Here is a 26,254-nt window from a genome sequence, read left to right on the forward strand (position 1 = left end):
CCATGCTGCCGATCCGTCGCGATATCCGTTTTGCCTTGCCTGCCGAGCGCATCAAGGACTGGCACGAACAAGGCCCCTTTATCACGCACTTCTTCAATGCGCTGTCGCTGTTGTTTCCCCAGGGCGAGCTGTTTTTCATGGACAGCGTGCGCCACTATCGCCAGCGCATCGACGACCCGGCGATGAAGAAAGAAATCCAGGGGTTTATCGGCCAGGAAGCCATGCACAGCCGCGAACACGTGGCCTACAACGATCACTTGCAAGCGGCCGGTCTGCCAGCGCACACCCTCGACAAGCGCCTGAAGTTCTTCCTCGACCTGCAAAAGAAACACCTGCCACCGTCGTTCAACCTAGCGGTGACCATCGCCCTGGAACACTACACGGCGATGCTCGCGGAAATCCTGCTCAGCGACCCGTCGCGTTTTGGAGAGTCACTCAAGGGTTACCAGCAGATGTGGTACTGGCACGCCCTGGAAGAAACCGAGCACAAGGCCGTGGCGTTCGATGTGTGGAACACCGTGATCAAGCCGGGGCCGATGCGTTATTTATTACGCACCGGCACCATGTTGACCACCACGCTGCTGTTCTGGCTGGTGGTGTTTGATTTCCATGTGCGCCTGCTGATGGCCGACCGCAAAGCCGGAGGGCAACTGAAAGGGTTCTGGCGCATGCTCAAGTTTCTATACGGGCCCAAGGGCGTGTTCCCACGCATGGTGCGGCCGTGGCTGCACTACTTCAAACCGGGCTTTCACCCCTGGGACCATGACAACCGTGCACGCCTGGCGGGTATCGACGATCTGGTCGAAGAGATCGAACGAACCCAGCGCGAATACGCGTCCGCCCACGCTTAAGCCTGAGCCGCCGCACGCCTGCGGACAAAGCCCGGCAGCAGGTCGCCGGGCAGCGCCTTACTGTAATACCAGCCCTGGATAAACAGCTCGCTGCCGGTGTTCAAAAAGGCCAACTGCTCGGCGGTTTCCACACCCTCGACCACCACGCCCAGGTTCAGCGCCTCACAAAAACGCAGCATGCCGGTCAACACCTGTGCGCCTTTGGGGTCGCGCTGGGCCACCACGAAACTGCGGTCGATCTTGATAAAGTCCACCGGGAACTGGTGCAGGTAACTCAAGGCCGAAAACCCGGTGCCGAAGTCATCGATATACACCTTGGCGCCGATCGCCTGGAGCCTCTGGATGGTCTGGCGGGTGGCCTGCACATCACCGACCAACGCATCTTCGGTGATTTCCACCGAGACCTGCCCACGGGCCTGCGCGAGAATCTCCACCAGGCGCTCGCCATAGTCAGCCTGGGTGAGCGTGGCGCTGGAAATATTGATGGTCATGGGCAAGGCAAAGCCGATCTTTTGCCACTTCTGATACTGGCGCACCGCCTGGGACGCCACCCACACATCCACGTCCGGCATCAACCGCGCCTGGGCCAGCCATTGCAGGAACTCCCAGGGCGAATGCACCGTGCCCTGGCTGTCGCGCGCGCGCATCAGCGCCTCGCAGCCGGTACACAAGCCGGTGCGGGTCGAGACTTGGGGCTGGAATTCCAGGTAGAACTCGTAATCGCTGATCTGCTGGATACGGCTCAGTTCGACAGCCTGGCGGGCGGCCGCCTTGTGCGACGCCAACACCGGGTCCAATTCCAGCAGGCGGCCTTTCTCTTCGAGGCCACGGAAGGTCATGTCCAACGACTTGAGGTATACCGTACCGCCCTCACTGGACTGGCGATGAATCGCGCGCACATACGGCGCATACACCAGCGTGCCCAGGCCCAACAGCAGCACTTGCAGCACCACCGCCGCCACGTCGCCGTGGGTGCTGAGGTAGGCATTGAGCAGCACGGGCGCGGTAAATGGCACGCTGGCCACCGCCGGCGAGACCCAGCCCAACTGCACCACCGTCAAGGCCAGCAGGGTGTTGAACGCCGGCACCAGCAAAAATGGGATAAACAAGCGTGGGTTAAGGATGATCGGCAAACCGAACAACAGCACTTCGCTGACATTGAACAACGACAGCGGCAGACTGGCCATCGCCAGCAAACGCATGGATTGGCTCTTGGAAAACAACAGGATCGCCAGCAGCAAACACAACGCCCCGCCCGAGCCACCGATAAATGCGAAAGAACCGAGCAAGCCACTGTTGAGCAGGTACTTGACCGGTTCACCCGCCGCGAGCGCGGCGCCATTGAGCACCACGGCCTGGTCCAGCACATCGAACAGCGGCTGCATGGCGTACACCCCGTGAATGCCGAAAAACCACAGCAATGAGTTCATCAGGGTGACAAACAACCCGCTGCCATAGGGTGATTGCAGCGCATCCAGTACCTGCGGCCCCTGCAACTGCGCCACATAGGGAATCTGCACCAGCAACGACAACACCACCACTAGCAACAACGCCGTAATGGCGCCCGGCACCACCATATTGATGGTGCCGCGCAGGTTGTGGCCCACCAGGTTTTCGTTGACCAGGCGGGTCCAGCGAAAACGGTGCAGCCAGGCGATCGCCGGCACATTCAACAGCGGCGAAGCAATGGCGATAAACAACACAAACGTCGCCGATGCTCGCGGGTAATCACGCAACACAAACGTGGCAACCACCACGTGGGCCAGGCACAAAAATGCCACCGGCAACTGTGGCAGGCGGTGCTGTATGGCGAGCATGTAGCCAATCGATGCCGCCACCAGCAGCGGGATCACCGAGCTGATCTGGTTGTGCAGCCCAGACAGGAAAGCCACCACCTGCGGATCGAAGCCCAGCACGTTGGCGCATTCAGACAGGATCAGGAAACCGGCTGACACCAGCAGGCACGGCAGTATCCACAGCAAGCCCTCGCGGATAGCGCGCAATGACTCGGTGCTGGCCAAGGCCGCCAGGCGTTGGGTGAGGAAAAGTTTGAACAGCGTTTGCGCCATGCCCCGTCCCTCTGCCCGTATCGCTTTCTGCCCATACTTGGCAGTGCCCAGAAATCCCATGTAACGCTACACGGCCACCTACCGGTTGCGAAAGGCTTTTGCCGCACTACGATTAATTATTCAGAATTAATTTCAGTTTGCGCGGCTTGTCGCAACCGTCGGGTTAGCCCTCAAACCCGTTTCCCGATGCCCAGGCCAGCGACCCTGCGCGCCTACGCGGCAATTGCCCGCTAGCTGATTGCAAAGCCTGGAGCGTGACCCCATCTATTCACTTCATCCCATCAGGAGTAAGCCCTTGTCAGAACCCGGTGATAACCACCAGCGCGCCCTCGACCGTTTCTTGAGTGAACACCCCGAGGTAGCGACGCAACTGGATACCCTCAACCCTCTGGCCGCCCAAGCCAAAGGCGAAACCCTCGCGCAGTATCGCGCCGAGCGCTTGCATGAGGCTTTCGAGGCCGAGGCTGAGCGCCAACATCTGTTTGCCTGGGAGCTGACGCTGAAGTTGACGGCCGAGTCGGCTGAAGCTTTTGAGGCGCAGCGCCTGGAAGTGCATAAAGAAGTCGCGCAGATGGCGGGGTTGGGTTGGGAGGAGTACTGCCGGCTGCATGAGTTGGCTGGGTAGGTAATGTGGGAGCTGGTTTGCCTGCGATGGCGGTTTGGCGGGGGGTGTTTGGTAGGGGTACATATCCGTTGCTGCGGTAACGGCTGAGTAGGGTTCCGCTCTTACAGCGGGTCACTTTTGCAAGGACGCAAAAGTAACCAAAAGGTCCTCGCCCCAACACTCGGTGCCTCGCTTAGGCTCGGCATGCCCGCAATCCGACAGTGATTTGGGGGGCCGCCGCGATGGGCCATCCTTGGCCCAGCGCGGCTAAACCGGCATCCCTGCCGGTTTACCCCCCAAATCACTGTCAGATTCCGGCCATCGTGTTTAACGGGGCGATTTCAGATCAAGATCAAGATCAAAAGCGCAGATCAAAAGACCGCTGACTTCGCCAGCGAAAAGGATGTAAGGGCAACAGCAACAGCAACAGCAACAGCAACAGCAACAGCAACAGCAAAGCCATGCTCGGTCTAATGTGGGAGCTGGCTTGCCTGCGATGGCATCAACTCTGTGTAACTGATGTACCGAGGTGTCTGCATCGCAGGCAAGCCAGCTCTTATCAAACAAAAAATAACTCATTGTTTTTGCTCTTAAAAATTAAGCCGCTTCAATCAGCTGCAACCCCAACTTTCGCGCCTTGCGTTCCAGGGCGCGCAGTTGTCGGTCTCGGCTACGTTCTTCAAATTCCTCCATTCCCTTCTCAACATAAGGCTGACCTTTGGTCAGCATCGCGTAGATCAGCCGTGCCAGTTGATGAGCTGTCGCCTTGATGGCACAACAGGTGTCCATCCGGGTCAGGCGCGCTCGGTGGCTGGCACCGATAAAACTTTTATCGTTGCGTGCAATAGAGGCAGCTTGCTTCAGCGCTTGCGCAGCTCGATTAATCACTTTCACCGTCTTTCCAGGAAGGGGTTTTCCTCCCGAAATTCTCGTCGGCGGTGCAAGGCCTAGCCACGAACAGAAGTGCTGCGAAGTCGGAAAGCGTGATAAATCCGCCCCCAATTCACTGGCCAAAACCAACGCCGTGTCGATTCCGATGGTTGGGATTGCGGTCAAATCCACGCCCATGACCTTGTTCAGCGCGCGATGCAAAATCAGTTGCTGCTCATTTGAGCGGTGTGGGTTGCGCAGTGTTTTGCTGGGCGGAACAACATCCGCCTGAAGAACGGGTAGTCGCTCCAGTGCCTGCGCAATGGCTTGATCACACTCGCCAATCTGTTTTTCCAGAAAATCATAAGCTGCCAACTCCTGACTCAGCGCATGCAAATGCTCGGCTCGCCAATTACCGCGCAAGCTGCGGGCGACAGTGGCCTGGTCTGCTTTGACGCGCTTGTCTCTGAGCATGGCGAGTACTTCGGGGTCCCGTTCGCCTTTAACGATTGCTCGCAAAATGCTCATGCCCGTCACCCCGGCAATGTTGCTGATGACCTGAGCCAGCTGGATGTTCATTTGGACCAGCGCCTTTTGCATCCGATTAAGCGCTTTGGCTTGGTCACGCACCTTATTGCCACGCTGACGGACCAGTGAGCGCAGTGAGCACACTTCGTCCGAGGGCCGAAAAGCGCCTCTCAACAGGCCGTGCGTCATGAGCTGAAGAATCCACTGGCAATCCAGTACATCGGACTTTCGTCCGGTAATTTGTCGAGTCGCGCGGGAGTTAACGAGATAGACCTCAAAACCTCGTCTATCCAGTATCTCGAAAAGTGGGATCCAATAAACGCCGGTCGCCTCCATCGCCACCATCTTGACGCCCATGGACTCAAACCAATCGGCCATGGCGTGCAAATCGTCGGTGAAGGTTGAAAACCTTTTAACCGGGTCATCGCATTTCGTCGGATCAACGGCAGCCAAATGTTCACCGCCGCCAACATCAACGGCAGCGCAGTCAGGGTGAATAACTTCAAACCGTTTTTGGTTCTTGCGCGTCATGACAATTCCTCGCAGGATTGAATGACGCGGGCGGGGTACACGGTGGCGAGCGGATTCACTCTCTTATACGTGGTCACAGCTAGCTGTGCCGACAATGACTCCACGCCGATACCGTGCAGGCCACTCTCCCACTCGGGTGCTGTCACACCAGTGCTGGTTACGGCCTTTGCCCCGCCCGCGTTCTTCAACCTTACGATGAACCAGTTTGATGCGCGACAGCGCTACATCGAAGAGGTGGCGGGGCCTCCCACAGAAAAGCAGTTCTTCAGTGTATTCAGATAAGCTTTTGCCTTGCACTTGATCTGGCTTTTGCTTCAACCACTCAGGTCGGCTTTCAGGCCGCCGTGCTGTAGATCTTGATCTTGATCTGCTTTTGATCTGAGACGCCCCGTTAACCACGCTGGCCGAACGCAGGCTTGAATCCGTGGGTAACCCGGCAGGACGCCGGGTTAGCCGCGCTGGGCCAAGGATGGCCCATCGCGGCGGCCCACGGATTCAAGCCGGAGTGCGGGCACACCGAGCCTTAGCGAGGTGCCGAGTGGTGGGGCGAGGACCTTTTGGTTACTTTTGCGTCCTTGCAAAAGTGACCCGCTGTAAGAGCGGAACCGATAGAAGCCGTTACCGCAGCAACGGATATGTACACCGACAAACCGCCATCGCAGCCAAGCCAGCTCCCACAGAAAACCAGATCCCCACAAAACAGCCGATACACAGCGTAGGCCAAATCGATACCTTGCCAGGCACCGGTAGCTACCCGAACCAGCGCCATCGACAACGCGCCATTACCTCGCCCAACGCCTCTACGCTGATCGTTCGACGCTCAGGGTCCATAGCCAAGGCCAAGCGCAACGCCGGCCAGCATCCTGCCGGCAACTGTCGGGGGCGCTGCAGTCGCTCAGTGGCGCCACGCTCACCCAAGCGCCTGCCATGGGCCAACTCATAGATCACACAGGCCACCGCATACAGATCAGCACCCGCCGTCAGCGCACCGCCTGCCAACAACTCCGGCGCCGCATAAGCCGGTGTCCAGGCGTTAAACCGGTCACGACTCAAAACCGGCAAACCCGCCATAACATCCGCCATCGCCCGCCCGAGGCCGAAATCGAACAAACGAATGCCCTCTTCACCCACCATGATATTCACCGGTTTCACATCACCATGCAGCACACCTTGGCGATGCACATACGCCACGGCATCCAGCAACTGCACGGCCAGGGGCTGCAACTCACGCCACGGCAAGCCATCGGGACACTCCAGCAGCAGTCGGTCCAGGGTCATACCGTGCATTAACTCCATGCTGAAAAAGGCCATCTGGCTGCTGACATCCACCTCGAACGCAAACATTCGCACCACGCGCTCATGCTGCAGGCTGCGGGTCAGGGCGAACTCGCTGTAGAGCAGCACATGTGCATCCGGCGCCAATCGGAGATTCTCACCCAGCACCTTGATTGCCACATTGGAACAGGGCTCGCCAAACTGTTCGTGCAACAGGTCGCGCGCCCGGTAGACCACGCCCATGCCGCCCGAGCCCAGCACGCGCTCAAGGTGATAACGCCCCGCCAGCAAGGTGGGCATGCCAGGTGCCGTGGTCATGCGTGCACCACCACGGCCGTCAGGTCATCCCGCGCCGGCCCGCGTAACGCTGCCGTGAACAGCTGCGCCACGACCTGTTGCGGCGTACCGCTGTCCATGGCGCTGCCCAACTCGGCATGCGTCATCGCCTGGTACACACCGTCACTGCACAGCACAAACACATCGCCTGGGTGCGCGCCCAACTCCAGCACCTCGAGTTTCAGCGGGTGCCGAGCGCCTACGGCGCGGGTCAATGCCCTGGCGTCGGGATGCGCCTGGGCCTGCGCCATGCTCAACCGCTGCTCATCCATCAATTGGCGCAGCAGTGAATGATCGCGCGACAGCTGATACAACCGCCCGCCTCGCCACAGGTAACAGCGGCTGTCCCCTGCCCAGATACACGCTGCGCGACGGTCTTCCAGCAGCAGAACCACCACGGTACTGCCCATCCTGTCGTCGCGGCCTTCGGCCGGCGGTGAGGCGTTATCCCCCCAACACTGGTTGAGCCGTTGCAGGCATCGCCGCACCGCATCGATGCGCTGATCGAACGTACCCTGGGCCGGCAACGCGGCAAGGCTGTCGACAACCCATTGGCTGGCCCTGTGCCCGGCCCGGTGGCCACCCATACCATCGGCAACCGCCCAAAAACCCTGTTGCGGGCAGTCAAGAAACGCATCTTCGTTGCGCTGCCTGGCCTTGCCACGTTGGGTGCGTGCCGCGCTCACTGCGCAAGCTTGTCGCGCGGTCATAGTTGCTCCGGTAAACGGAACGTGCGCCATGTGTCCATCTGAAACGGGCTGGGTGTGCGCTGGCTGACCAACAGGTAATTGGCACGTAAACCGGCGAGGTCGGACTTGAGTATCTGCGCATCGCGCCCGCTGGCAGGCTCGCTTTGCAGCAAGTCAAAGAACCGAAACAACGACCAGGCCCCGCTGTTCTTCTCGATGCCCAACGGTCGTTGTGCGCCGCGCTCCAAAACCAGGCTGCTGCGACCATTTTCCACTTCACTGGGCCACTGGAACGTCACAGGCACAATCGGCCCATGACGGTACTCCAGCTGCTGACCGCCAAAGCTCAACACCGCACGGCTGACCGCCTGGTCCAGGCTATAAGGTGCCAACGTAAATCGAACCGCCAGTTCGCCCTGGTCGCCACTGAAAAAACTACGGCGGATGGTCTGCGCTTTGCCGAGTTGCTCCAGTATCGCGCGCGACATTGGCAAGCTTTGGCCTTCCAGGCCGCGCAAGCGATAACGCCCGCCGTCGGCGCTGATAAACGGGCGCAGGTAACTGTCATGGAATTTTGCCAACACGCCCTGGGGTTTGAAAAACTCCTCGAAGTCGCCCACGGCCACGTCACTGCTGGCATGGGCATTGAACGGGTAACGCTGGCGGATAGCCCTGGCGTACAGGCTATACACCTCGCTCCGATAGCGTTGGTTCACATGCGTATAGGCCTCATCGAACAAATGCCGCCAACTGTCGTCGGCAAGGCCCTCAATCCAACCTTTGAGCGGCAGCGGCAAACGTGCGGCAACATCACGTAACTGTCCCAGCCCAGGCTGTTGCCCTTCCATTCGCCGTTTTACCATCTGGAAAGCCGCCTGCTCCGGCGCCCCTTCGCGGTTCAGCGCCGCCAGTTGCAGGTGTACAGCGTCAAGCTGGCGCAACGCCTGGGTCAGTTGTTCACCCGGGTTTTGCTGCTCATCAAGCAGCTGATGCAAAGGCTCGAAACGGCGTTGCAAAGCGCGTCTTGCGGCGTCATCGCCTGTGGGCTTGGGCAAAACACCTGCGCGTACACGGGCAGCCATCGACACAGCGATGGCAGCCACGTCACCTGCCTCGTGGGGCACCGCTGACATCGGGTCATCAGTGGCTAGCAAACGGGTATTTTCACGCACCTGTTGTAACAACAATAGCAACGGTGATTGCGCCGAGGTGAGGCTCGCCAGTTGCTCCGCATCCTGGCGCAGGTTTTCGGTTTCGCGTAAATGAATCTGCCCCAGGGCCTGGCTCCACGCATCGGCGTACTCACTGAAATAGCGCTGTTCCAGTTCGACTATCAACCGGCGCAATTCCATCGTACTAAGGTCGGTCGCCTGCCCCAGCACCCAATTGTCCTGAACAATCGCGTTAACCAGTCGCGGGCCTTGCTGGTCGAAATACTGCACATAGCGCTTGCTGTAAAAACCGGCAATCGGTTGATCCAGCGCCGTGAAAACTGTGCCGTCCGTAAGGCGGATAGGTTCCAGCGTGTGCGATTGCTCGCGCAGCACGCGATACACCACGTCTGCCAGCGACTCTGCGCGCAACACCTGGCGCGCCTGGGCGACCAACTCATCATTGAGCGGCGCGGCGAAGGGTTGTTCAAGCAGCCGGCCGAAGTGCTCACTCAGGCGTGCCTGCGTCGAGGCCTCGCCGGTAAAGCGCTCCGACCACCGAGTGGCCACACGCTCCGCCAACCACCCAGTATCACGTCGCTCGCGCAGGTTGAGCATCAGGTAGGCGCGCAGGTTATCCAGTAACCGTTCGCGATCCCCAAGGCTGGACCGCACGCGTTCTTCGAGCAGCGAAGCGACCTGGGCGACCATGTGCTGCAGGGCGTCGTTGTAAGCATCGACTAACACTGGGCGGCTCACTTCCCCCTGAAACAGTCCGGCCCTTTCCAGCACGCCCGCGTCCGACACCGGCGGAAAAACCCGAGTGGCCGCCAGGCGCTTGTCCAGCAGCGTCAGTAACGCCAACGTCTGGTCCGCATCGGCAGAAGTCTGCGCATTAACTTGCCCTAACTGCGCCAACTGCTCCAGGCGTTGGTGATTGATCCAATAGCTGTTCATCCAGAGCATGCCCGCCGCACCGATGACCAGCGCTACGGCGCTGGCCCATCCCGCCTGCTGCCAACGAATGCGTCGGTGCTCTTCGGTGTGCAGCCCCGCAAGATCGGCCTCGGCGAAAATCACCTGGTTGAAAAGACCTTGGGCAAAGCGTTCGTGCCGCTCACCCGCACTGGTCAAATAGAAACCTCGCAACCCCTGGATGCGCTGATTGCGATGGGCGCAGAACGCCACCTCGATAAACAGGCATAAACGCTCACCGATGCGTGCCACCTGGGGCGCAAAATCCAGCATCAGGCCTCGGCGCTGTACATTGCGCTCCTGGTGCAGGCGCTGCACCAGTTCGCCACTCAGGCGCTCCAGCAACGCCTCGAACGCCTGGCGCACCTGCGCCATAGGCACACCCGTGTGGCTGCCGGTGATCAGTTCACCCAGTACGCCCTCTGCGGTGCTGTCCTGCGGCGTATCAAAAAACGCGGTAAAGCCCGGGATGTGGTCAGCGTGAGTCAGCACCAGATACACCGGAATATCGATGTGCAGCGTCTGCTGGATATCCTGTAAACGCGAATGCACATGCCGTGCGTGGCGCTCCAGATCGTGCTCATTGCTGCCCAGCAAGGTGTCCACCGACAACGTCACCACCACGCCATTGAGTGGACGTACCCGGCGCCTGGACTTGAGCAGACCGAGTAATGTCGACCAGCCTGCGGCATCGACCACGCGGTCGGGTTGGTCCAGGTAGCGCCCGGCACTCTCCATCAGGACGCCCTGGTCGGCGAAGAACCAATCACAGTAGGCGCTGGCCCCAGGTGAGGCTGATTGAACGTGATCCGGCGGGCGCCGCAAGCCATTCGCCGCCAGCAAAGCGCTCTTGCCACTGCCTGGTTGTCCGATCAACAAGTACCAAGGCAGTTCATTGCGGGAGCGCGCGCCGCGCCCGAGATATTGGCGAGATGTTTTCAAGGTGTACAGCGCGTCCTTGAAGCGGCTGCGCACCTGTTTGCGCTCATCCTCTACCAGCGCCGGATGCTGACGCTCGGCCCGAAGCTCGTCAGTTCGGGGCCGAGCGCTGTGGCGTGCGCCCGTAATGACCATCGCCAGCCCCCATAGCAGAAACAGCGCGCTGATAGTCACGAGCCGAGCCGGAGCACCTTGCCAGAACCGGTGGTCATCCACTGCCAGCACAGGCCCGAAAAACCACACCAGGCAGGCGCTGGAAAGCACCAGCAACAAGCTCCATACCCAAACGATGCGCAGCATGGTGCCCACGCCCTTAAAGAATGCGTTCATTCAATGTTCCCAGCGTTACAAGGGCGTCAGAGTCAGTTCCGGCGCCGAAGATTGAAAGGGTTGCAACGCATGGGCTCGTTCCTGCCCCAATACCCAGGCAGTTGCCGAATACATCGCCAGCAAAGCGATCAAGCCCAACGCCATACACCAGCGTGCAGAGAGCATGCGCAGTCGCCTGCGGCGTGCCTGCTGCGGTCGCAAGGCACTTGCAAACACAGACACCGGGGCGCCACGTACGTGTCTTATCTGGCGATACAAGGCATCACGGACGCCCTCAAGCTCGGTCACACCGCGCTCCATGACCCTGTATTTGCCTTCAAAACCCATCGACAGGCACAGGTACATCAACTCCAGCATGGCCAAGTGCTTTACGGGGTCGCGGGACAGCCGCTCCAAGAGCTGGAAAAACTTTTCGCCGCCAAAGGTTTCGTTATGAAAACGACTCAGCAGACTGATCTTCGACCAGTCGCTGCGACTCCCCCACGCCGTGGTGACCACCGCCTCATCCACGACGCTGCACAGCACATAACGGGCAGCAATCACCTGAGCGCTTTCCATGCCTTCATGCTGGGCGCGGACTTCAAAGCGTGTGAGGCTTGCGGCCAGGCGGTCATTGAGCGTCTGCAGGTTTTCCCGGCCACTGCTGAGTTTGAGTTCAAGCACCTCGGACAGCAGTTCCCAGGCAGCCGCCACCAGCGGGTTAAGGCCCACGTTGAAACGTTGCGCGCCCTGCACAGCGGCGGCGTAGACCATGCGGTCCTCCAACTGCTCAAAACGCGGTGGCGAGGGGAAGTCCGTCACCGGACGCTGTTCCGGGCCGTGGCCATTACGGTCCAGCAACACGGTTTTTTCATCCAGCGGGTATTCACTGTCCATGTTCATCATGTTCAATTCCTGATAGCCCAGAAGGTCAGTTCCAACTGGCTGAACTCGCCGCCGACATGGAACGCAAACCCACCCGACTGCTCCAGCTGCGCGATATCGCGGGCACTGAGTTCGAGCATGAAATAGGTTTTACCGGCATGAAAAGGGATCTGGCGGGGCGCCACCGGCAGCAGTTTGACCTTGATGCCCGCCAGGTGCAGGTTGACCAGTTCACGGATGCGCTCTACAGGGCCGATCTTGAGATGGGCCGGCAAGCGATGGCGCAGTTCTTCCGAATCGCACTGAGCTGCGACTGCCAGGATGAATGTCGCGGTGCCCAGCAGCTTGAGATCAGCCACTGGGCAGACCATCACTCCATACTGGCGCTGTTGCAGTACCAGCTCCAGGGTATGCTGCTCAAAGACCATCGACAGCACCGTGCGCAGGCCCGCCATCAGCCCACGAAAACTGGCGCCCTGGTCGCCATGGAGGTAGCGCACCTGCTGGGTGGCGCGCTTGCTGTCACTGGCGAACGTCGCCAGCTCCCCCAGTATCGACAGCATTTCGCGGAACAACGCCTCTGAACGCACTTGCGCCTGAGCCAGGTAATGACGCAGCACCGGCTCGGCCCGATTGATCAGCTGCAGCATCAGAAAATCCGAAATCTGCGCACCTGCCTTGGCGCCATTGCCGCCAATCCGCTCAGCAATCGCATCCCCCCGGCTGGCGAGCAGGCTGATCACTTCTTTGAGGCAGGACGAAACAAACCCCGAGCCCTGCACATAAATAAACGTCGGGGCAAAATCAGCCTCCATGCGCAGCCCCTCTTCAGCAGAGCACTCCACTACCTGCGCAAGCTTGAGCTTCACGTAGACCTCATCACCCGGCTGCTCACCCAGCAACAGGCGCAAATCCGGGCGTGCGCAACGGATCTGGCAACGCGCGTCACGGCCTGCATTGGAGTCAGCCACTTCAACGTCACAGGCGATGTAGCGCGCCAAGACATCCGGCGCCTCCAGCGTGCGGGTTTCAACCTGATTGCCGGTCGCCATCGGCAATGCCAGGTACACCGATTGTCTGCCCGCGTTGGTCGGCACCTCCAGTACCAGTGGCGCCATGGCGGAGGTCAACTCGAAAAGACTGCCGTCCGGCAAAACGCCACTGGCTTGATTGACCACCAACTTGCCCAGGTTAAGGTACTGCAGATCGATCTCCAGGCTCAGAAAACCCCAGGCATCACTGCCCAACAAGCGGGTTCGGTTGAGCTGCTGGTGGTAATAACGATCGTTGTGTTGCAAGTGTTGGGGGCGCAGCAACATCCCTTCCTGCCAGATGACTTTATGAACCTGCATATCAGTTCTCCACCGGGCTGGCGATTGGGTCGCCAGCACGGATACCCGACTGGTCAAGTACCAGGTGCGCTCGCGTCACTTGCTGTGGCGCCAGCGCCAGCACCCATCGCCATTGCACATGGGGCAAATCGCGGTACGCCGCGATGATGCCCACGTAACGGCTCTGCGGTTCGCTCCTGAGCTTGAGGGCCACCTGCTCGCCGGGACGCAACTCCAGCTCCTCGCTGCTCACCCAGTCTTTGGGCAGCGCCTGCTCGGCATGCCCATAAAGCGTAAAAAAATCTGCGTGTTCGAATGCAACCGGATGCTTGAGTTCAAACAGCTGCACCACCACCGGCGAGGGACGCCCATGCAGGTCGGGGTTCACTTCTTCACTGGCGGCCAGCGTCAGGTCCAGCTTGGTCAATGTGGAAAAGGGTGACAGGCTGCTGCAACCACCCAGCAGCCCCAATACCACCAAAAGAGGTAGGGCGACACGGCTCATGGGCATCCTCCTGGCTGTGTGGCAAATAACGCTGAGGCCAGGCGTACCTGCTCCTCATAGGCCTTGGCAAAGTCGCCGCGCAACAGGCCCGAGCTCAATGCGTCGTCTTCGACCAATCGTTGATAGTGGCGCTGGTAGGCCCGCCAATGCGCCCCGTCGGCAAAGAACGTCGGCACCTTGTCATCGCGCTCAAAACTGGCCAGCAAGTGATCCGGGGCAAACGTCGCCAATGAGGTGCGCACGGCCGTGCGGCACGCAGCGAGCAGAGCGACCTGATGCACTTGTATTTGCCGGTACACCTGCGTAATAGCGGCTTCGGCGCTGGGTTGTGCCAATTCACCCGTGCCCAGCAATGCCACCAACGCAGCGTCAATGCCCAGGCTGTCTTTCAACGCATTAGGGCGCTTGATCGAGGTGCTCGCATCCAGCTCCAGTTCGTTGCGCAGTTCGTCGTGTGTGCGCAGGTTTTGTTGCAACCCATCGATGGCGTACCTGAGCAAACCCGCAGTCTTGATCGCCAACGCCTCGCGGCCAGCGCAATCAAGCGTCTGCACATTGACGCCCAACGCCTTGGCGAACTGCGCCCAGAACGCTGCGTCAGCCTCGGGCGCCTGCGCTTCAGGCAACACCGGCTCGACCCTCTCCACCACAGGAGCTGCTTGTGTAGGTAAGGCCAGGTGATCGCGCTCGACACCGTCACCATACATCCAGGCACCCGATGCCTCTTGCACGTCGTTCAAGGCGTCCAGCTCACTCGACAGTGCCCCATGCATCGACTGGCGATCCCATTCATGAACGGGGTCAAGGCCCAGGTAAGCATCCTCGGGTATCACCCCGCCCTCGGCGGACAATGGCGGGCTATGCGACGCCACACGCTCAATCAGCCGCGCACGGATGGCAAATGGGCCCAATTGGAAAACATCACCCTCCAGGATCAACCGCGCCTGCCCCTTCTGCAGCGACTTGCCACTGCCCACCTCACGGATACCGTTACTGCTGATATCGGTCAGGAAATAACGCGCGTCACGGTAACCGATCAACCCGTGGTGACTGGAAAGCAAGCGACTGGGGTCAGGGATAGTCCAGTCGCAACCGGCGCCACGACCGACCACCCCGCCCATTCCATCGAACACCTTGCGCGCGGGCGGGTCACCGCCCGCGCCATCACACACCTCAAGCAGTAATTGCATGAAAGGCTCCCTTTTCATTGGCCGCGACGGGTCGCTTGGGGGTCACCCAAGGGACGATAGTCAGCATCATCAAACACGTAATTGGCGCTGCAGCCGCTCAGCAAACACAACACAAGCACCACGGCTCGCCATGCACGATCAAGCATCGGGTTCTCCCAGGTAGATAAAACAAGCGCGGTATCGCAGAGCCCATGAGCACGCCAGCGTGAATTCGCCATTCAGCATTCCCCTCGAGACGCGCCCATGGGGATATTCAACCGTGCAATCCGGTACAGCAGCGTGCGACGCGCAACCCCAAGTTCACGCGCAGTACGCGTTCGATTGCCACGGTTCTTGTGCAGGCAATCGATCAGAAAGACCCGCTCCACCCGCTCCATGCGCTGACGCAAGGTTGCCTCGACGGCTGCACCTGCGGGAGCCGACGACAGCGACAGATGCGCAGGCAAAATCACCCCGTCGTCACACAGCAGCACCGCACGTTCCACCAGGCATTTGAGCTCTCGCACATTGCCTGGGAAGGCGTGGCCCGAGAGCTGATCAAGCGCAGCACTGGACCAACTGACCAGCGGTTTTTCGAGTGCAACGCAGACCTTTTCGGCAAAGTGCCGGGCAAGCAGCAGCACATCACCCTCGCGCTCACGCAATGCCGGTAATTGGATAGGGAACTGTGCCAATCGGTAATAGAGGTCTTCGCGAAAAGTCCCCTGGCTGACCATTGCCAGCAGGTCGCGATGGGTGGCGGCAATGATTCGCACGTCGACCTTGTGGGCGGTACTGGCGCCCAAGGGGCGCACCTCACCTTCCTGTAAAACCCTCAGCAGCTTTGCTTGCAGGGCAAGTGGCATATCGCCAATCTCATCCAGCAGCAATGTGCCGCCGTCGGCAGCGTCAAACAGCCCTGAATAGTTGCGCTCCGCACCGGTAAACGCGCCTTTGCGGTAGCCGAACAGCTCACTCTCCAGCAAGCCCTCAGGGAAGGCGGCGCAGTTTTGCACCACAAACGCCTGGTTGCTGCGCGGGCTGGCGGCGTGAATTGCACGCGCCACAACCTCTTTGCCAGTGCCTGTTTCACCGTGCAACAGCACAGTAAAAGGCGCCTGCACAACCTTGCCGATCAGGCGACGGGTCGCCGCCATCGCCGTACTGTTGCCGATCAAACCATAGACCCCGGTGACAGGCGCACCGCGCTGGGCAACAACAGTGACGCGCCCAGGATGGGCAAGCCGGTGCAGCGTTAATTGGCCAAGGGCAAAGCTACCCAGTTGGCCCAGCGACACGGCGTAGCCCTGCAATTGCGCCGGACGCAGGCTGGCACACAGCAGGACGCCGCACACCACCTTGCTCTGGTTGAACAGGGGCAGGCATGACAGCGCGTGCCAAGGCGTTGTCGTCGCTGGTAGAAAACCGCTGTCATAGGCGCTGTTGCACAGCTCATCAATGGTCAATGCACACCGCTGGTCGAGGGCGTAATGCAATAACTGCTGGTGCTGAACAGCCACGCTTTGCGCCAGCACCTCTGCGGGTTCGCCGTCAGGGAAGTATTGAGCGATCAGCCGCAACTGGCCGGTCGTTTCATCTCGGGCGTACAGTTGGCTCAGGTCGCACCGGCTCAACTGCGCAGCAGCCGTGACACAAAGGTCCGCCAACGTCTGTTCTTCGCGCTCGAATCCCAGGCGGCTGAACCAGCCCAGCAATTGCTCGGCATAAGTCAGCGGATCAGGCAACGGGTTGACCGGGCTGTGCGTCATTGGCTGAACTCACACACCGGCACACCGCTGCCATCCAGCGTCACGTGGGTGGCCGAGAGGGATTCGTCAACGGCCATCGCACTGAGCAGGCGGTCAACGATCTGCGGCAGCAAATGGGACTCGATCCATTGGTCGATATAACGTGCGCCACTGTCCTGGTGCATACAGCGTTCGACCATGTGCGTGACCAATTCGGCGCTGTAGCTGAACGCCAGTTCGCGCGTGTGCAAACGTTGGGCAAGGCGCGCCAACTTGAGCCTTGCCACGTCATGCAAGCGTTCGCCAGCGAGCGGGTAATACGGCACAACACGCATGCGGGCCAGCAGAGCCGGCTTGAAGTGAGCGCGCAATACCGGGCGAATCACTTCCTCCAGGGCCGCAGCGTCCGGGCGCTGGCCATCGGCGCACAGGGCTGTGATGCAATCGCTGCCCAGGTTGGACGTCATCAGGATCAGCGTATTACGAAAGTCAATTTCGCGGCCTTCACCGTCATTGGCCAAGCCTTTGTCAAAGACCTGGTAGAACAGGTTCAATACGTCCGGGTCGGCCTTCTCGATTTCATCGAGCAGCACCACCGAATAGGGTCGCTGGCGCACGGCTTCGGTCAGTACGCCGCCCTCGCCGTAACCAATGTAACCGGGAGGCGCTCCGATCAATCGGGACAGGGAGTGTTGCTCTTGGTACTCCGACATATTCAACGTGATCACAAAGCGCTCGCCGCCGTACAGCAAGTCCGCCAGCGCCAGCGCCGTCTCGGTCTTGCCGACCCCGCTCGGGCCTGCGAGCAAAAATACGCCCACCGGGGCATCAGGGTTATTGAGGCCCGCAGCCACCGCTCGCAGGTTGCGATCAAGCGCCTGCACCGCCGGTTCTTGCCCAATAATTCGCCTGCGCAGAGCGTCGGCAAACCCCAGCACGCGCTCACTGTGCTCCAAGGCCAGTTGCTCAACCGGGATACCTGTCCAGCCGCTGATGACCCGAGCGACTACCCGTGGGCATACCTCGTGGCGGGCTTGCTGCTGTTCACGCTGCATCCAGCTCTGTTCGGCTTGCTGGCGCTCGAGCTCAAGGGTGGCCAGCCGCCGGACCAGTGTTTGCAACGCCGGCTGGTCAACGGGCAAACCTGCTTCAACATCCCGCTCAAGCGCCACACGCTGTCGAACGCCCTCAGCCAATTCAGCGCACAGGTGCTGCAACGCCTCAGGCGCCGCCGTCAGGCTTATGCGTACTTGCGCACAGGCCGTATCCAGCACGTCGACGGCCTTGTCCGGCAGCTGCCGCCCTGCCAGGTAACGAGCACTCAACTGCGCTGCCGCGACCACCGCATCGTCACGTATGTAGACGCCATGGCTGGCTTCATACACCGGCACCAACCCGCGCAAAATGCAGACCGCTGCCGCCACACTCGGCTCGCCGACCTTCACCGGCTGGAAGCGCCGTGCCAATGCCGGGTCTTTTTCGATGTATTTTTTGTACTCGGACCAGGTCGTGGCTGCGATGGTGCGCAATTGCCCACGCGCCAGGGCGGGCTTGAGCAAATTGGCGGCATCGCCGCCCCCCACCTGCCCGCCGGCACCCACCAAGGTATGCGCCTCGTCAATAAACAGAATCACGGCCTGGGGTGAGGCGTTAACCTCGTCGATCACACCTTTGAGCCGCCGTTCGAACTCGCCCTTGATGCTGGCACCGGCCTGCAACAAGCCCATGTCCAAGGTCAGTATGCGCACACCCTTGAGTGGTTCGGGCACTTGTGAGGCCACCACCTGCAGCGCCAGCCCTTCGACGATGGCGGTCTTACCCACGCCCGCATCACCCACCAGAATCGGGTTATTCTTGCGTCGACGCACAAGGATATCGATCACTTGACGGATCTCCGCATCTCGACACAGGACCGGGTCGATACGCCCCTCGCGAGCCTGATGCGTCAGGTCATGGGTAAAGCGCTCCAGCAGTGTTTCCTCTTGTCGCAACGGGCGGGTATCGGAGCCCTGGCTCAACAAAAAATCACGCACACGCTGCGCGTCCAAACGACTCAATAGTTGCTGGTAAGCACTGCCCGCGTGTTGCAACGGATGACGCAGAAGTGCCAGCAATAAAGCACCTGCCTCTACCTCTACCTGCCCCAGTTCAAGGTGGGCAACCATTAACGCTTGTTGCAACCACTGCACCAGTGCCGGGGCAAACACCGGGCTGCGCGATGCACACTGCTGGCCTTTGAGTTGCAGCATGGCCTGAAGCTCGCCTGGAGCGATTTCGGCATCCGCCAGCGCCCTGACCAAAGGGCCGTCAGGGTGCTCCAGCAGTGTCAGCAGCAGGTCCTCAACCAACACTTCCTTGCCGCCGCGCGTTACACATCGCTCGGCGGACCGCGTCAAGTCCAGGCGCGTCTGCGGGGTCAAGGTCCGGATCAGTTGTTGCAGGTCTACATTCATCATAATCATCAGTCCCTACTCTGAGTGGCTGGCCAGAGTGACCACACCGTCGGCACTCTCGTACCCCAACCAACTGGTCCAACCGAGACGGCACACGTTGCGCTCGCCAATATGCAGCGGCCGCACTTCACCCTCGGCCAGTACCAGGCGCACGTCATAGTCCAATGGCGTGCGCAGCATCAGGCGAACCAGCGAGCACAACGGTTTGCAGGCGCTGCCGGCGGGTAGAAACGCGTGGAATAGCTGCCAGCTCAAGCCCTCGACATGCACCCTGAACTTGCCGCTGCGATCGGCAACCTGATGCCCCAGCAGCAGGTCTTCGCCAAGCACGTTGTTGGCCGCACCGAGTTGATTGCGTTGTTGCTGGGCGATGACCACCGTGCGTTCAACCCATTGCTCAATGAACAAACGGCTGTGCTTGAAGTAATGACGCAGTACCGTTTCGATCAAGGTTGCCGAGTGCGCTCGCAGGCTCAGCAGCCCCAGGTACGGTAACAATCGCTTGCAGTCCAATTGCGCGACGTCACGAATCTGGGGGCTGCCCAGACCGACCAGCGCGAACATCTGCGCGGAAAAAGCATCGCTGGCGTCGGCGCGAAAACACGCTCGATAGCGGTATTTGCGCCAGATCGGCAGCATCAACCTCTGCAGGCGGTGGTGAAATACGTCTAGAAAGCCACGGCTGACGCTGCCATTCGCCTGCTCTTGATAAAACCCAGGCAATGGCGAACCGGAGCCAAACAGGCCAAGCACGTTAAGACGCAGGCGCGCCCGTAACTGTCCGTGTTCGACAAAAAAAGCCACCCGGTCGATGTCGTGCCCAGGGAACCCCAGGCTTGGGTTGGCCTGAAACTCGAGCAGGTCATATAGCGCGTCGTCATCCAGCAAGGGATGGCTGTCGCGCAGGCGCTCAATCACCTGCAGCACCGCCTGAAATAACGAATACTCGCGAATGGTGCGTGCCAGAGCAGTCAAAGCAGGGCCTGCCGACCCATCCGGGGTGGCCATAGATACACGTCTCCTTGTGTGCTGGTGACCCGCAGTTCGTGGTACGAATTGAGGCCGGCGTATAGGGCAAAAAACTCGTTGAGTGCCGAGGCGAAGACAAACAGGTCGCCCTGCCCGGCAAAGCCGTTGGCATCAATGCTCAAGTCGACCTGCAGGCCGCGTATGGGCAGCCCACGATGCATTCGATCGACGGCTTGATGCCTGATGGACTTCAACGCATCCAACTTTCGCTGGCTGACGTTGTGTGCCTGTCGATCGTGATAGCGCGGCAAGTCGTAGGTCTGGAGGATGACTTTCAAAGCGCCGGTATCGGTCAACGAGAGGTAGTTGAGCGACATGTTGCTGATCAGCTTCCAGAGGAAGTCCTGGTCCAGAGGCGGAGCAAAGCTCGCCGTCGGCGCACAGATATTGCGAAACGTCAGGAATTCCGGGGTTTGCTCGCAGGGCTGATTGATCTCCCCAATCTGCAACAGGCGTGGCAAGTTGTGGTTGGTGCAGGTCAATTCAATCGAGAGGGTTTCCTGCTCATTGCCTGGGCCAGTGCCGAAACTCAACCAAGTATCCAGTTCGGCACTTTGCACCGATGAGCGCTGACGAATGCTGTAGCTGGGCGTCCGCGCCGAAGTCGCATTGCCACTGTCATGCTCAAAGGATTCGAACGGCACGTATACCTGGTAGCCCAAACCACCCGGGCGCCACCCGGTCACCTGGTCCACGGAAAAAACAGCGGCATTGCCCCGGGCTATACCACCCGGCAGCAGCAGGTACTCATCCTGCTTGCCATCCAGGCGAATAGGCACTGCGTCATGCTTGAACAGGTTGGCAATTGGCGTGCAATACAGTTTTACGTTGTCCAGCGTGGGGCGATGCGTGGCATGCGCGTGATGGTTTAACTTGAAACGCAGCTCTACCCCCCTTGCCTGCTTGAGCAGTTCATTGGGCAACGCCTGTAACGCATCCAGCCCCAGTACATCGACAAACAGATACTTGTCCGTGAACGCAAAATATTCCTGCAGATGGCGATAACCGCAAAAGGTGTTGGCTGGATAGGGAATCAGTGCCTGTTCCTCATCGAACCCCACCGGTTTTACTTGGCTGGCAGCAAGGCGCAGCGACAACGGCTGGCCATCGTGAGCGTTGATCACAAGCCCTTCATCGTCAAAGAGCCGTAATTCGATGCCTTCCAGATGACGCAGCAGGCTCAGGTACAAGCCTTGGCTTACCTGTCGATCACCCGCCAGGTGCAAGCGCAATTGATCGAACGCCAACTGACTGAAATTGCCCTCCACGCTCATCTCCATGCGCAGGTTGAGCAACGTGTGCGCGCCCTGGGGCAAGTACTCCATTTGGCTCAGTTGCAACGCCAGCACCTGGGTGGCATAGCAGGTACGAAAACGGCAGCGCTCACCGTTGACCAGCACGCTTTCAACCGGCGTGTCGCGATCTACGCTTATCGGGGTACACGCATGCTTCAAAGGGTCGAACTGCAAGATGCTGAAGGCCGGCAGTGGCCGCATATAGTTGGGCCACAGCAGATGCATCAATGAGTGAGTCAGCTCTGGAAGCTCGTCGGCCAGCTTTTGGCGCAAGCGCCCAGTAAGGAAGGCAAAGCCTTCCAATAGACGCTCTACATCCGGGTCCTGGCCTGAGTCGGCAAGAAACGGGGCCAAGGCTGGATTGCGTTCAGCAAAACGCCGCCCCAGTTGGCGCAAGGCACTGAGTTCACTTTGATAAAAGTGGTTAAAGGACATCAGGCAGCACCTCAACCCGACCACCACCGGCCAACTGCGCGTTAAAAACCACCGGTTGCATAACGCCATCAATCAGCAGTGTTGCCTCAATCACAAACACCAGCACCAAAGGGTTGCCGTTATCGGGTAACCCCCTGACACGCACGTTCGACAGGCGGGGTTCGTATACCTGGATGAACCGTTCAATCGACAGGCGTGACTGGCTCAATGACTCATGCAGGCTCAAGCGCATGTCATTGAGGTCGGGCAGCCCGTAGTCAGGCAGCGTCAAGACACTGCCTGCACGTGTGCTGAGCATTTTCTCCAGGTGCGCGGCAATCGACGCCACGCTCCCCGCCCTGGCGGGTGCCAGGCCTTCGAGACGCTCAAAAAGGCTGCGATGATCGGGTATCCCCTGCCCCTGTCTCATTCTTTGTCGAGTTTGCCGACGAGCGACAGAGTGAAGTCCGCGCCCATGTACTTGAAGTGCGGCCGTACACTGAGGTTGACGCGGTACCAGCCAGGTTCGCCCTCGACATCACTGACCACGATGCGGGCAGCCCGCAATGGGCGCCGCCCACGCACTTCGGCGCTGGGGTTTTCCTGGTCGGCAACGTATTGGCGGATCCATTTGTTGAGCTCCAGTTCCAGGTCGGTACGCTCCTTCCATGAACCCAACTGCTCGCGCTGCAACACCTTGAGATAATGGGCCAGCCGGTTGACCACCATCATGTAGGGCAGCTGTGTCCCCAGGCGGTAGTTCAATTCCGCTTCCTTGCCCTCGGCACTGTTACCGAAATACTTGGGTTTCTGTACCGAGCTGGCTGAAAAGAACGCCGCGTTATCACTGCCTTTGCGCATGGTCAGGGCAATAAAGCCTTCCTGCGCAAGCTCGTACTCACGACGGTCAGAGACCAGCACTTCGGTCGGTATCTTGGTTTCAATTTCACCCATGCTCTGGAAGTGATGCAGGGGCAGGTCTTCGACCGCACCACCGCTTTGCGGACCGATGATGTTCGGGCACCAGCGAAACCGGGCAAAACTGTCAGTCAGCCGGGTGGCAAAGGCAAACGCGGTATTGCCCCACAAATAGTGCTCGTGGCTGTTGACCACGTTTTCCTGGTAGGCAAATGTCTTGACCGGGCAATCAAGGGGATCGTAAGGGGTACGCAGCAGGAACCGCGGCACGGTCAGGCCAATGTAGCGGGCATCTTCGCTCTGACGAAAACTTTGCCATTTGGCAAATTGAGGCCCCTCGAAATGATCCTTGAGGTCCTTCATGTCTGGCAAACCGGTAAAGCTTTCCAAACCGAAAAAGCCCGGCCCTGCGGCGGCAATAAACGGTGCATGGGCCATGCAGGCAACACTGGAAACGTATTGCATCAGTTTCACATCCGGCGCGCTGGGCACAAGGAAGTAGTTGGCGATGATGGCGCCCACGGGCTGGCCGCCGAACTGACCATACTCGGCGCTGTAGATGTGCTTGTAGAGCCCCGACTGAGTTATTTCCGGAGAGTCTTCGAAATCTTCCAGCAAATCCTGTCGTGAGACGTTCAGCAGTTCAATCTTGATGTTCTCGCGAAAATTCGTGCGGTCGACAAGTAGTTGCAGCCCTCTCCAGGCGGCCTCAAGTGCCTGGAAATCCGGGTGGTGAAGAATTTCATCCATTTGCTCGCTGAGCTTCATGTCGATCTCGGCGATCATGCGATCAACCAGGCGCTTTTTGACCGGTTCGCCGCGGTTGTGCGGCTTGACAAGCTCCTCGATAAACGCCGAGACACCACGTTTGGCAATGCTGTAAGCCTCGTCATCCGCGCTCAGCAGTGTCTGGGCAATGATCGTATCCAGAATGCTGTGCTCGTCAGCCATTCGGGTGGGTAGCGGATGCTGTTGGGTCGTCATGGCATCAGTGTCCTTTACTGAAAGTGTCAGGCTTTGGGGTCACTCAACCCCAATTCGGTCAATACTCGGGCGCGGGAGTCGTCATCCGCCAGCGCCTGTTCGATCGCCTTGCGAAAGCTCGGCGTGTTACCCAACGGCCCCTTGAGGGCCATCAGCGCTTCACGCAGCGCCATGAGTTTTTGCAGCTCCGGGATCTGCTCGACCAGGTTGGCCGGGGTAAAATCCTTCATCGAGTTGACCCGCACCTGGATCGCCAGTGCTTCAATATCGGGAAGCTCTTGCAGGCGATTAGGCACACTTAGCGTCAACGCCAGTGCCTGTTTGGCCAGCACGTCGTCAAAGGTGTTCTTGTCGATGCCGATGGGCTTGCGGTCTTCGAGCTTGCGTGGGTCTTCGCGCTGGGCGAAGTCGCCCAGCACGAGCAACTTCAGCGGTAGCTCGACCTCTTCCTGGGCGCCCCCGACGGCGGGCTTGAAGGTGATATTGATACGTTCCTTGGGCGCTACCGAACCTTCTTTGGCCACGGTAAATCTCCTTTTTTCGAGGGGGTTCAAAAGCCTATTCAAGTACCGCTTCAACATCGAAGTGGCATAGCCTTCGGTGGGTAGTTTCCTTACGCTCGCGTACGGCCTGGCTTTGCGGCAAAAGCTCGCAACAGCGATACAAAAGCTGTGCAACCTGCAGTGCCAGTTCCGGCTCCCAACGATCCAGGCCGGCGTGCTGAAGCTCGTGGTCAAGGCCTTCCAGTTGCACCTTCGCCAGCGCTTGCTTGCCAGCCGATACGCATAACCGCGCCAGCGCCAGCCGCCAATGAAAACGCGCGCGCTCGCTGCGTGCGGTGTGCATGCCCTGCTTGAGTTCGTGTATTGCCTGCTTGAGCCCGTCCGTGCGCAGCCTGGGCATGACCGCTTGCAAGGCCGCCTCCCAGGGTTCGGCGTTGGCGTCAACGACCACGCCGGACGGCGCAGGCGGCTGCAAGTGTCGAGCGACCTGAAGCGTGATCCAGTCACGGGTGGCGGTATCGGCAAACGGCACACCGTCGTGAAACCTGAATTCGTGCAGGTCTGGCAAGCGTTGCAGTAACAGCGCGAAGCTGACTTCCAGTTCGGTCATGGCCAGATTGGCCTGCAAGGCCTCAAGGCATTCCCAAACCATGCGCAAGCCATCAAACCAGAACAAAGCGCCCGCCAGGCTGGCCTCCAGTTCGAGCAACAGTTCGCCGTAGTGCCCTTGGGCAAAACGCTCCCGGTAGCGCTTGAGCTTGTCGGGCGTGGGGCCACGAAGCACCGTGAGCCGCTCACTGTCAGCGTCCGGGTAGCTGTTGAGTGCCAGCCAGGTCAGTGTCCGGTTAAGGCGCAAGGCACGCAGGTCGGCCGCATCCTGGCGCAGCCACCAGTTGCATAAGTGCCGGCCATGTTCCTGTAACGTGCGCAGTGACTTGTGCGCGTCTTTTTCGCTGGCTATCGTCTGGCCGCCAGTGTTGTCCTGACCTGCTGCCGGCTCGGCGCTCGGCAACCGCGTCGCCGCCTGCTTGACCTGCGCAATCACACCCGCCGAATCGGCTTCAGGCAGCTCTGCTGCGGCCTGCTCCAACCGCTGCGTCAACTGCCTGCGCAGCGGCAACAACAGCGGCGCCTCATCGCCCAAATACGCCGACCAGAGCCGATCAAGGTGCACCAGATGTTCAAGCATGCCGCGAAATAATGGCTGCTGATCGTTGAGCGAAAAGCCTTGTGCAAATACCTGCTCCAGGCGCAGCGCCAACCAGCCCAATGCTGCGCCACGGGTGCGCAATTTTTCCGGATAGACAACCGCCCAATGGTGCTCGCATAAATGACGCATCAACCCCAGGCCCGCCACCAGCCCTGGCAAAGATTCACGCTGGTACAACGCCCACGTCAACCAGGCGGCCACCCGCAGATCCTTGGTGTGCTGACGCAGCAGGCACTCGCTGATTTGCACGACCACCTGCCAGTCCGGCTGAGTGCTGACATGAATCGATTGGTGCTTGCCAAGTTCGGCCTCCAAGTCTTCATATTCACTTGAAAAGCGCATATTACTGCCTGCAAAGTTACTTTGCGCACAGGGCACTAAGGCAAGTTCAAGATAATAACCACACAAAGCGCCTGAATAATCCATTTTGGGCCGCACACCAATAAAATAATGAAATCCTGTGCACCTGAACCACACTGAGGCGCAAAAAGCACGATTATAAAAACCTCGCCACTTGCGCCACGAAGTTCGCAAACACTAGCCGTGCAAATGACATCCAGCAAGTCTCAAGCTCGCACTTAAGGATTTTCCTACAACCCCCTAAATTATTGGCGTGCGCAGCATTTTGCACAGCAAAATCAGCACAATATGTTTAATTGCACTGTTCCTTTCAATAAGCGCAC

20 protein-coding genes are annotated in these 26,254 nt (G+C 59.6%); 2 read left to right on the forward strand and 18 right to left on the reverse strand.

The annotated features are described in order from the left end of the window. Window positions 1-2 precede the first annotated feature (2 nt). Entirely contained in the window at window positions 3-851 is an 849-nt protein-coding gene (locus P5706_RS18235) for a metal-dependent hydrolase (RefSeq protein ID WP_285680642.1), read from the forward strand. On the opposite strand, the gene P5706_RS18240 is transcribed toward P5706_RS18235, so the two are convergent. Next, window positions 848-2,920 carry an EAL domain-containing protein gene (locus tag P5706_RS18240; RefSeq protein ID WP_200434379.1) on the reverse strand — a complete coding sequence of 691 codons (2,073 nt, stop codon included), beginning with the start codon at window positions 2,918-2,920 and terminating at the stop codon, window positions 848-850. The two genes, P5706_RS18235 and P5706_RS18240, sit on opposite strands and share 4 nt — an antisense overlap. A gap of 295 nt (window positions 2,921-3,215) precedes the next feature. Here P5706_RS18240 and P5706_RS18245 point away from each other — a divergent pair, with 295 nt between their 5' ends. After that, the gene (locus P5706_RS18245) at window positions 3,216-3,545 is read left to right on the forward strand and encodes a DUF6388 family protein (RefSeq protein WP_285680645.1); all 330 of its coding nucleotides are present in this window, start codon (window positions 3,216-3,218) and stop codon (window positions 3,543-3,545) included. 576 nt (window positions 3,546-4,121) lie between these two features. On the opposite strand, the gene P5706_RS18250 is transcribed toward P5706_RS18245, so the two are convergent. The 17 genes from P5706_RS18250 to tssA form a co-directional block, all read right to left on the reverse strand. After that, entirely contained in the window at window positions 4,122-5,453 is a 1,332-nt protein-coding gene (locus P5706_RS18250; RefSeq protein WP_285679304.1) for an IS110 family RNA-guided transposase, read from the reverse strand. A 750-nt stretch (window positions 5,454-6,203) separates the two neighbouring features. Beyond that, window positions 6,204-7,046 (reverse strand): serine/threonine-protein kinase, encoded by an 843-nt coding sequence (locus P5706_RS18255; protein WP_200433630.1) that lies wholly within the window; start codon window positions 7,044-7,046, stop codon window positions 6,204-6,206. Next, complete coding sequence (locus P5706_RS18260; protein ID WP_285680648.1) at window positions 7,043-7,774, reverse strand: PP2C family protein-serine/threonine phosphatase; 732 nt, start codon at window positions 7,772-7,774, stop codon at window positions 7,043-7,045. Before P5706_RS18260 ends, P5706_RS18255 begins: the two co-directional genes overlap by 4 nt. After that, the gene (gene tssM, locus P5706_RS18265; RefSeq protein ID WP_285680650.1) at window positions 7,771-11,148 is read right to left on the reverse strand and encodes a type VI secretion system membrane subunit TssM; all 3,378 of its coding nucleotides are present in this window, start codon (window positions 11,146-11,148) and stop codon (window positions 7,771-7,773) included. The genes P5706_RS18260 and tssM overlap by 4 nt, the downstream gene beginning before the upstream one ends. Before the next feature lie 15 nt (window positions 11,149-11,163). Beyond that, window positions 11,164-12,030: a type IVB secretion system protein IcmH/DotU gene (gene icmH, locus P5706_RS18270; protein ID WP_285682764.1), complete on the reverse strand. Its 867-nt coding sequence runs from the start codon at window positions 12,028-12,030 to the stop codon at window positions 11,164-11,166. A 5-nt stretch (window positions 12,031-12,035) separates the two neighbouring features. After that, entirely contained in the window at window positions 12,036-13,364 is a 1,329-nt protein-coding gene (tssK, locus tag P5706_RS18275; protein ID WP_285680651.1) for a type VI secretion system baseplate subunit TssK, read from the reverse strand. Between the two features lies 1 nt (window position 13,365). Beyond that, window positions 13,366-13,848 carry a type VI secretion system lipoprotein TssJ gene (tssJ, locus tag P5706_RS18280; protein WP_200433634.1) on the reverse strand — a complete coding sequence of 161 codons (483 nt, stop codon included), beginning with the start codon at window positions 13,846-13,848 and terminating at the stop codon, window positions 13,366-13,368. Next, on the reverse strand, window positions 13,845-15,038 hold the full coding sequence (gene tagH / locus P5706_RS18285) for a type VI secretion system-associated FHA domain protein TagH (RefSeq protein ID WP_285680655.1): 1,194 nt from the start codon (window positions 15,036-15,038) through the stop codon (window positions 13,845-13,847). The genes tssJ and tagH overlap by 4 nt, the downstream gene beginning before the upstream one ends. A 14-nt stretch (window positions 15,039-15,052) precedes the next feature. Continuing rightward, window positions 15,053-15,184: a type VI secretion protein gene (locus P5706_RS18290; RefSeq protein WP_285682766.1), complete on the reverse strand. Its 132-nt coding sequence runs from the start codon at window positions 15,182-15,184 to the stop codon at window positions 15,053-15,055. 72 nt (window positions 15,185-15,256) lie between these two features. Then, a complete protein-coding gene (locus P5706_RS18295) occupies window positions 15,257-16,786 on the reverse strand; it encodes a sigma-54 interaction domain-containing protein (RefSeq protein WP_285680657.1) in 1,530 nt (509 codons plus the stop codon). Then, a complete protein-coding gene (locus P5706_RS18300; RefSeq protein ID WP_285680659.1) occupies window positions 16,783-19,221 on the reverse strand; it encodes an AAA family ATPase in 2,439 nt (812 codons plus the stop codon). The genes P5706_RS18295 and P5706_RS18300 overlap by 4 nt, the downstream gene beginning before the upstream one ends. Before the next feature lie 12 nt (window positions 19,222-19,233). After that, window positions 19,234-20,226, reverse strand: a complete 993-nt coding sequence (gene tssG, locus P5706_RS18305) for a type VI secretion system baseplate subunit TssG (RefSeq protein WP_285680661.1) — start codon at window positions 20,224-20,226, stop codon at window positions 19,234-19,236. Further along, window positions 20,190-21,977, reverse strand: coding sequence for a type VI secretion system baseplate subunit TssF (tssF, locus tag P5706_RS18310; RefSeq protein ID WP_285680663.1), 1,788 nt, complete (start codon window positions 21,975-21,977; stop codon window positions 20,190-20,192). Before tssF ends, tssG begins: the two co-directional genes overlap by 37 nt. Further along, window positions 21,967-22,386 (reverse strand): type VI secretion system baseplate subunit TssE, encoded by a 420-nt coding sequence (gene tssE, locus P5706_RS18315; RefSeq protein WP_502945497.1) that lies wholly within the window; start codon window positions 22,384-22,386, stop codon window positions 21,967-21,969. Before tssE ends, tssF begins: the two co-directional genes overlap by 11 nt. Further along, window positions 22,383-23,858, reverse strand: coding sequence for a type VI secretion system contractile sheath large subunit (tssC, locus tag P5706_RS18320; RefSeq protein WP_285680665.1), 1,476 nt, complete (start codon window positions 23,856-23,858; stop codon window positions 22,383-22,385). The genes tssE and tssC overlap by 4 nt, the downstream gene beginning before the upstream one ends. Window positions 23,859-23,884: 26 nt before the next feature. Next, window positions 23,885-24,382: a type VI secretion system contractile sheath small subunit gene (gene tssB, locus P5706_RS18325; RefSeq protein WP_285680668.1), complete on the reverse strand. Its 498-nt coding sequence runs from the start codon at window positions 24,380-24,382 to the stop codon at window positions 23,885-23,887. A 34-nt stretch (window positions 24,383-24,416) separates the two neighbouring features. Beyond that, window positions 24,417-25,997 (reverse strand): type VI secretion system protein TssA, encoded by a 1,581-nt coding sequence (tssA, locus tag P5706_RS18330; protein ID WP_285680671.1) that lies wholly within the window; start codon window positions 25,995-25,997, stop codon window positions 24,417-24,419. Window positions 25,998-26,254 lie beyond the last annotated feature (257 nt).

Source organism: Pseudomonas sp. ChxA (genome assembly GCF_030263855.1).
Taxonomy (GTDB): Bacteria; Pseudomonadota; Gammaproteobacteria; order Pseudomonadales; family Pseudomonadaceae; genus Aquipseudomonas; species Aquipseudomonas fluorescens_CB.

What these genes read in the sequence shown, in the direction of transcription:
- P5706_RS18235 (WP_285680642.1), top strand. Translation starts at nt 3, where the DNA reads ATGCTGCCGATCCGTCGCGATATCCGTTTTGCCTTGCCTGCCGAGCGC.
- P5706_RS18240 (WP_200434379.1), bottom strand. Translation starts at nt 2,920, where the DNA reads ATGGCGCAAACGCTGTTCAAACTTTTCCTCACCCAACGCCTGGCGGCC.
- P5706_RS18250 (WP_285679304.1), bottom strand. Translation starts at nt 5,453, where the DNA reads ATGACGCGCAAGAACCAAAAACGGTTTGAAGTTATTCACCCTGACTGC.
- P5706_RS18255 (WP_200433630.1), bottom strand. Translation starts at nt 7,046, where the DNA reads ATGACCACGGCACCTGGCATGCCCACCTTGCTGGCGGGGCGTTATCAC.
- P5706_RS18260 (WP_285680648.1), bottom strand. Translation starts at nt 7,774, where the DNA reads ATGACCGCGCGACAAGCTTGCGCAGTGAGCGCGGCACGCACCCAACGT.
- tssM (WP_285680650.1), bottom strand. Translation starts at nt 11,148, where the DNA reads ATGAACGCATTCTTTAAGGGCGTGGGCACCATGCTGCGCATCGTTTGG.
- icmH (WP_285682764.1), bottom strand. Translation starts at nt 12,030, where the DNA reads ATGAACATGGACAGTGAATACCCGCTGGATGAAAAAACCGTGTTGCTG.
- tssK (WP_285680651.1), bottom strand. Translation starts at nt 13,364, where the DNA reads ATGCAGGTTCATAAAGTCATCTGGCAGGAAGGGATGTTGCTGCGCCCC.
- tssJ (WP_200433634.1), bottom strand. Translation starts at nt 13,848, where the DNA reads ATGAGCCGTGTCGCCCTACCTCTTTTGGTGGTATTGGGGCTGCTGGGT.
- tagH (WP_285680655.1), bottom strand. Translation starts at nt 15,038, where the DNA reads ATGCAATTACTGCTTGAGGTGTGTGATGGCGCGGGCGGTGACCCGCCC.
- P5706_RS18290 (WP_285682766.1), bottom strand. Translation starts at nt 15,184, where the DNA reads ATGCTTGATCGTGCATGGCGAGCCGTGGTGCTTGTGTTGTGTTTGCTG.
- P5706_RS18295 (WP_285680657.1), bottom strand. Translation starts at nt 16,786, where the DNA reads ATGACGCACAGCCCGGTCAACCCGTTGCCTGATCCGCTGACTTATGCC.
- P5706_RS18300 (WP_285680659.1), bottom strand. Translation starts at nt 19,221, where the DNA reads ATGATGAATGTAGACCTGCAACAACTGATCCGGACCTTGACCCCGCAG.
- tssG (WP_285680661.1), bottom strand. Translation starts at nt 20,226, where the DNA reads ATGGCCACCCCGGATGGGTCGGCAGGCCCTGCTTTGACTGCTCTGGCA.
- tssF (WP_285680663.1), bottom strand. Translation starts at nt 21,977, where the DNA reads ATGTCCTTTAACCACTTTTATCAAAGTGAACTCAGTGCCTTGCGCCAA.
- tssE (WP_502945497.1), bottom strand. Translation starts at nt 22,386, where the DNA reads ATGAGACAGGGGCAGGGGATACCCGATCATCGCAGCCTTTTTGAGCGT.
- tssC (WP_285680665.1), bottom strand. Translation starts at nt 23,858, where the DNA reads ATGACGACCCAACAGCATCCGCTACCCACCCGAATGGCTGACGAGCAC.
- tssA (WP_285680671.1), bottom strand. Translation starts at nt 25,997, where the DNA reads ATGGATTATTCAGGCGCTTTGTGTGGTTATTATCTTGAACTTGCCTTA.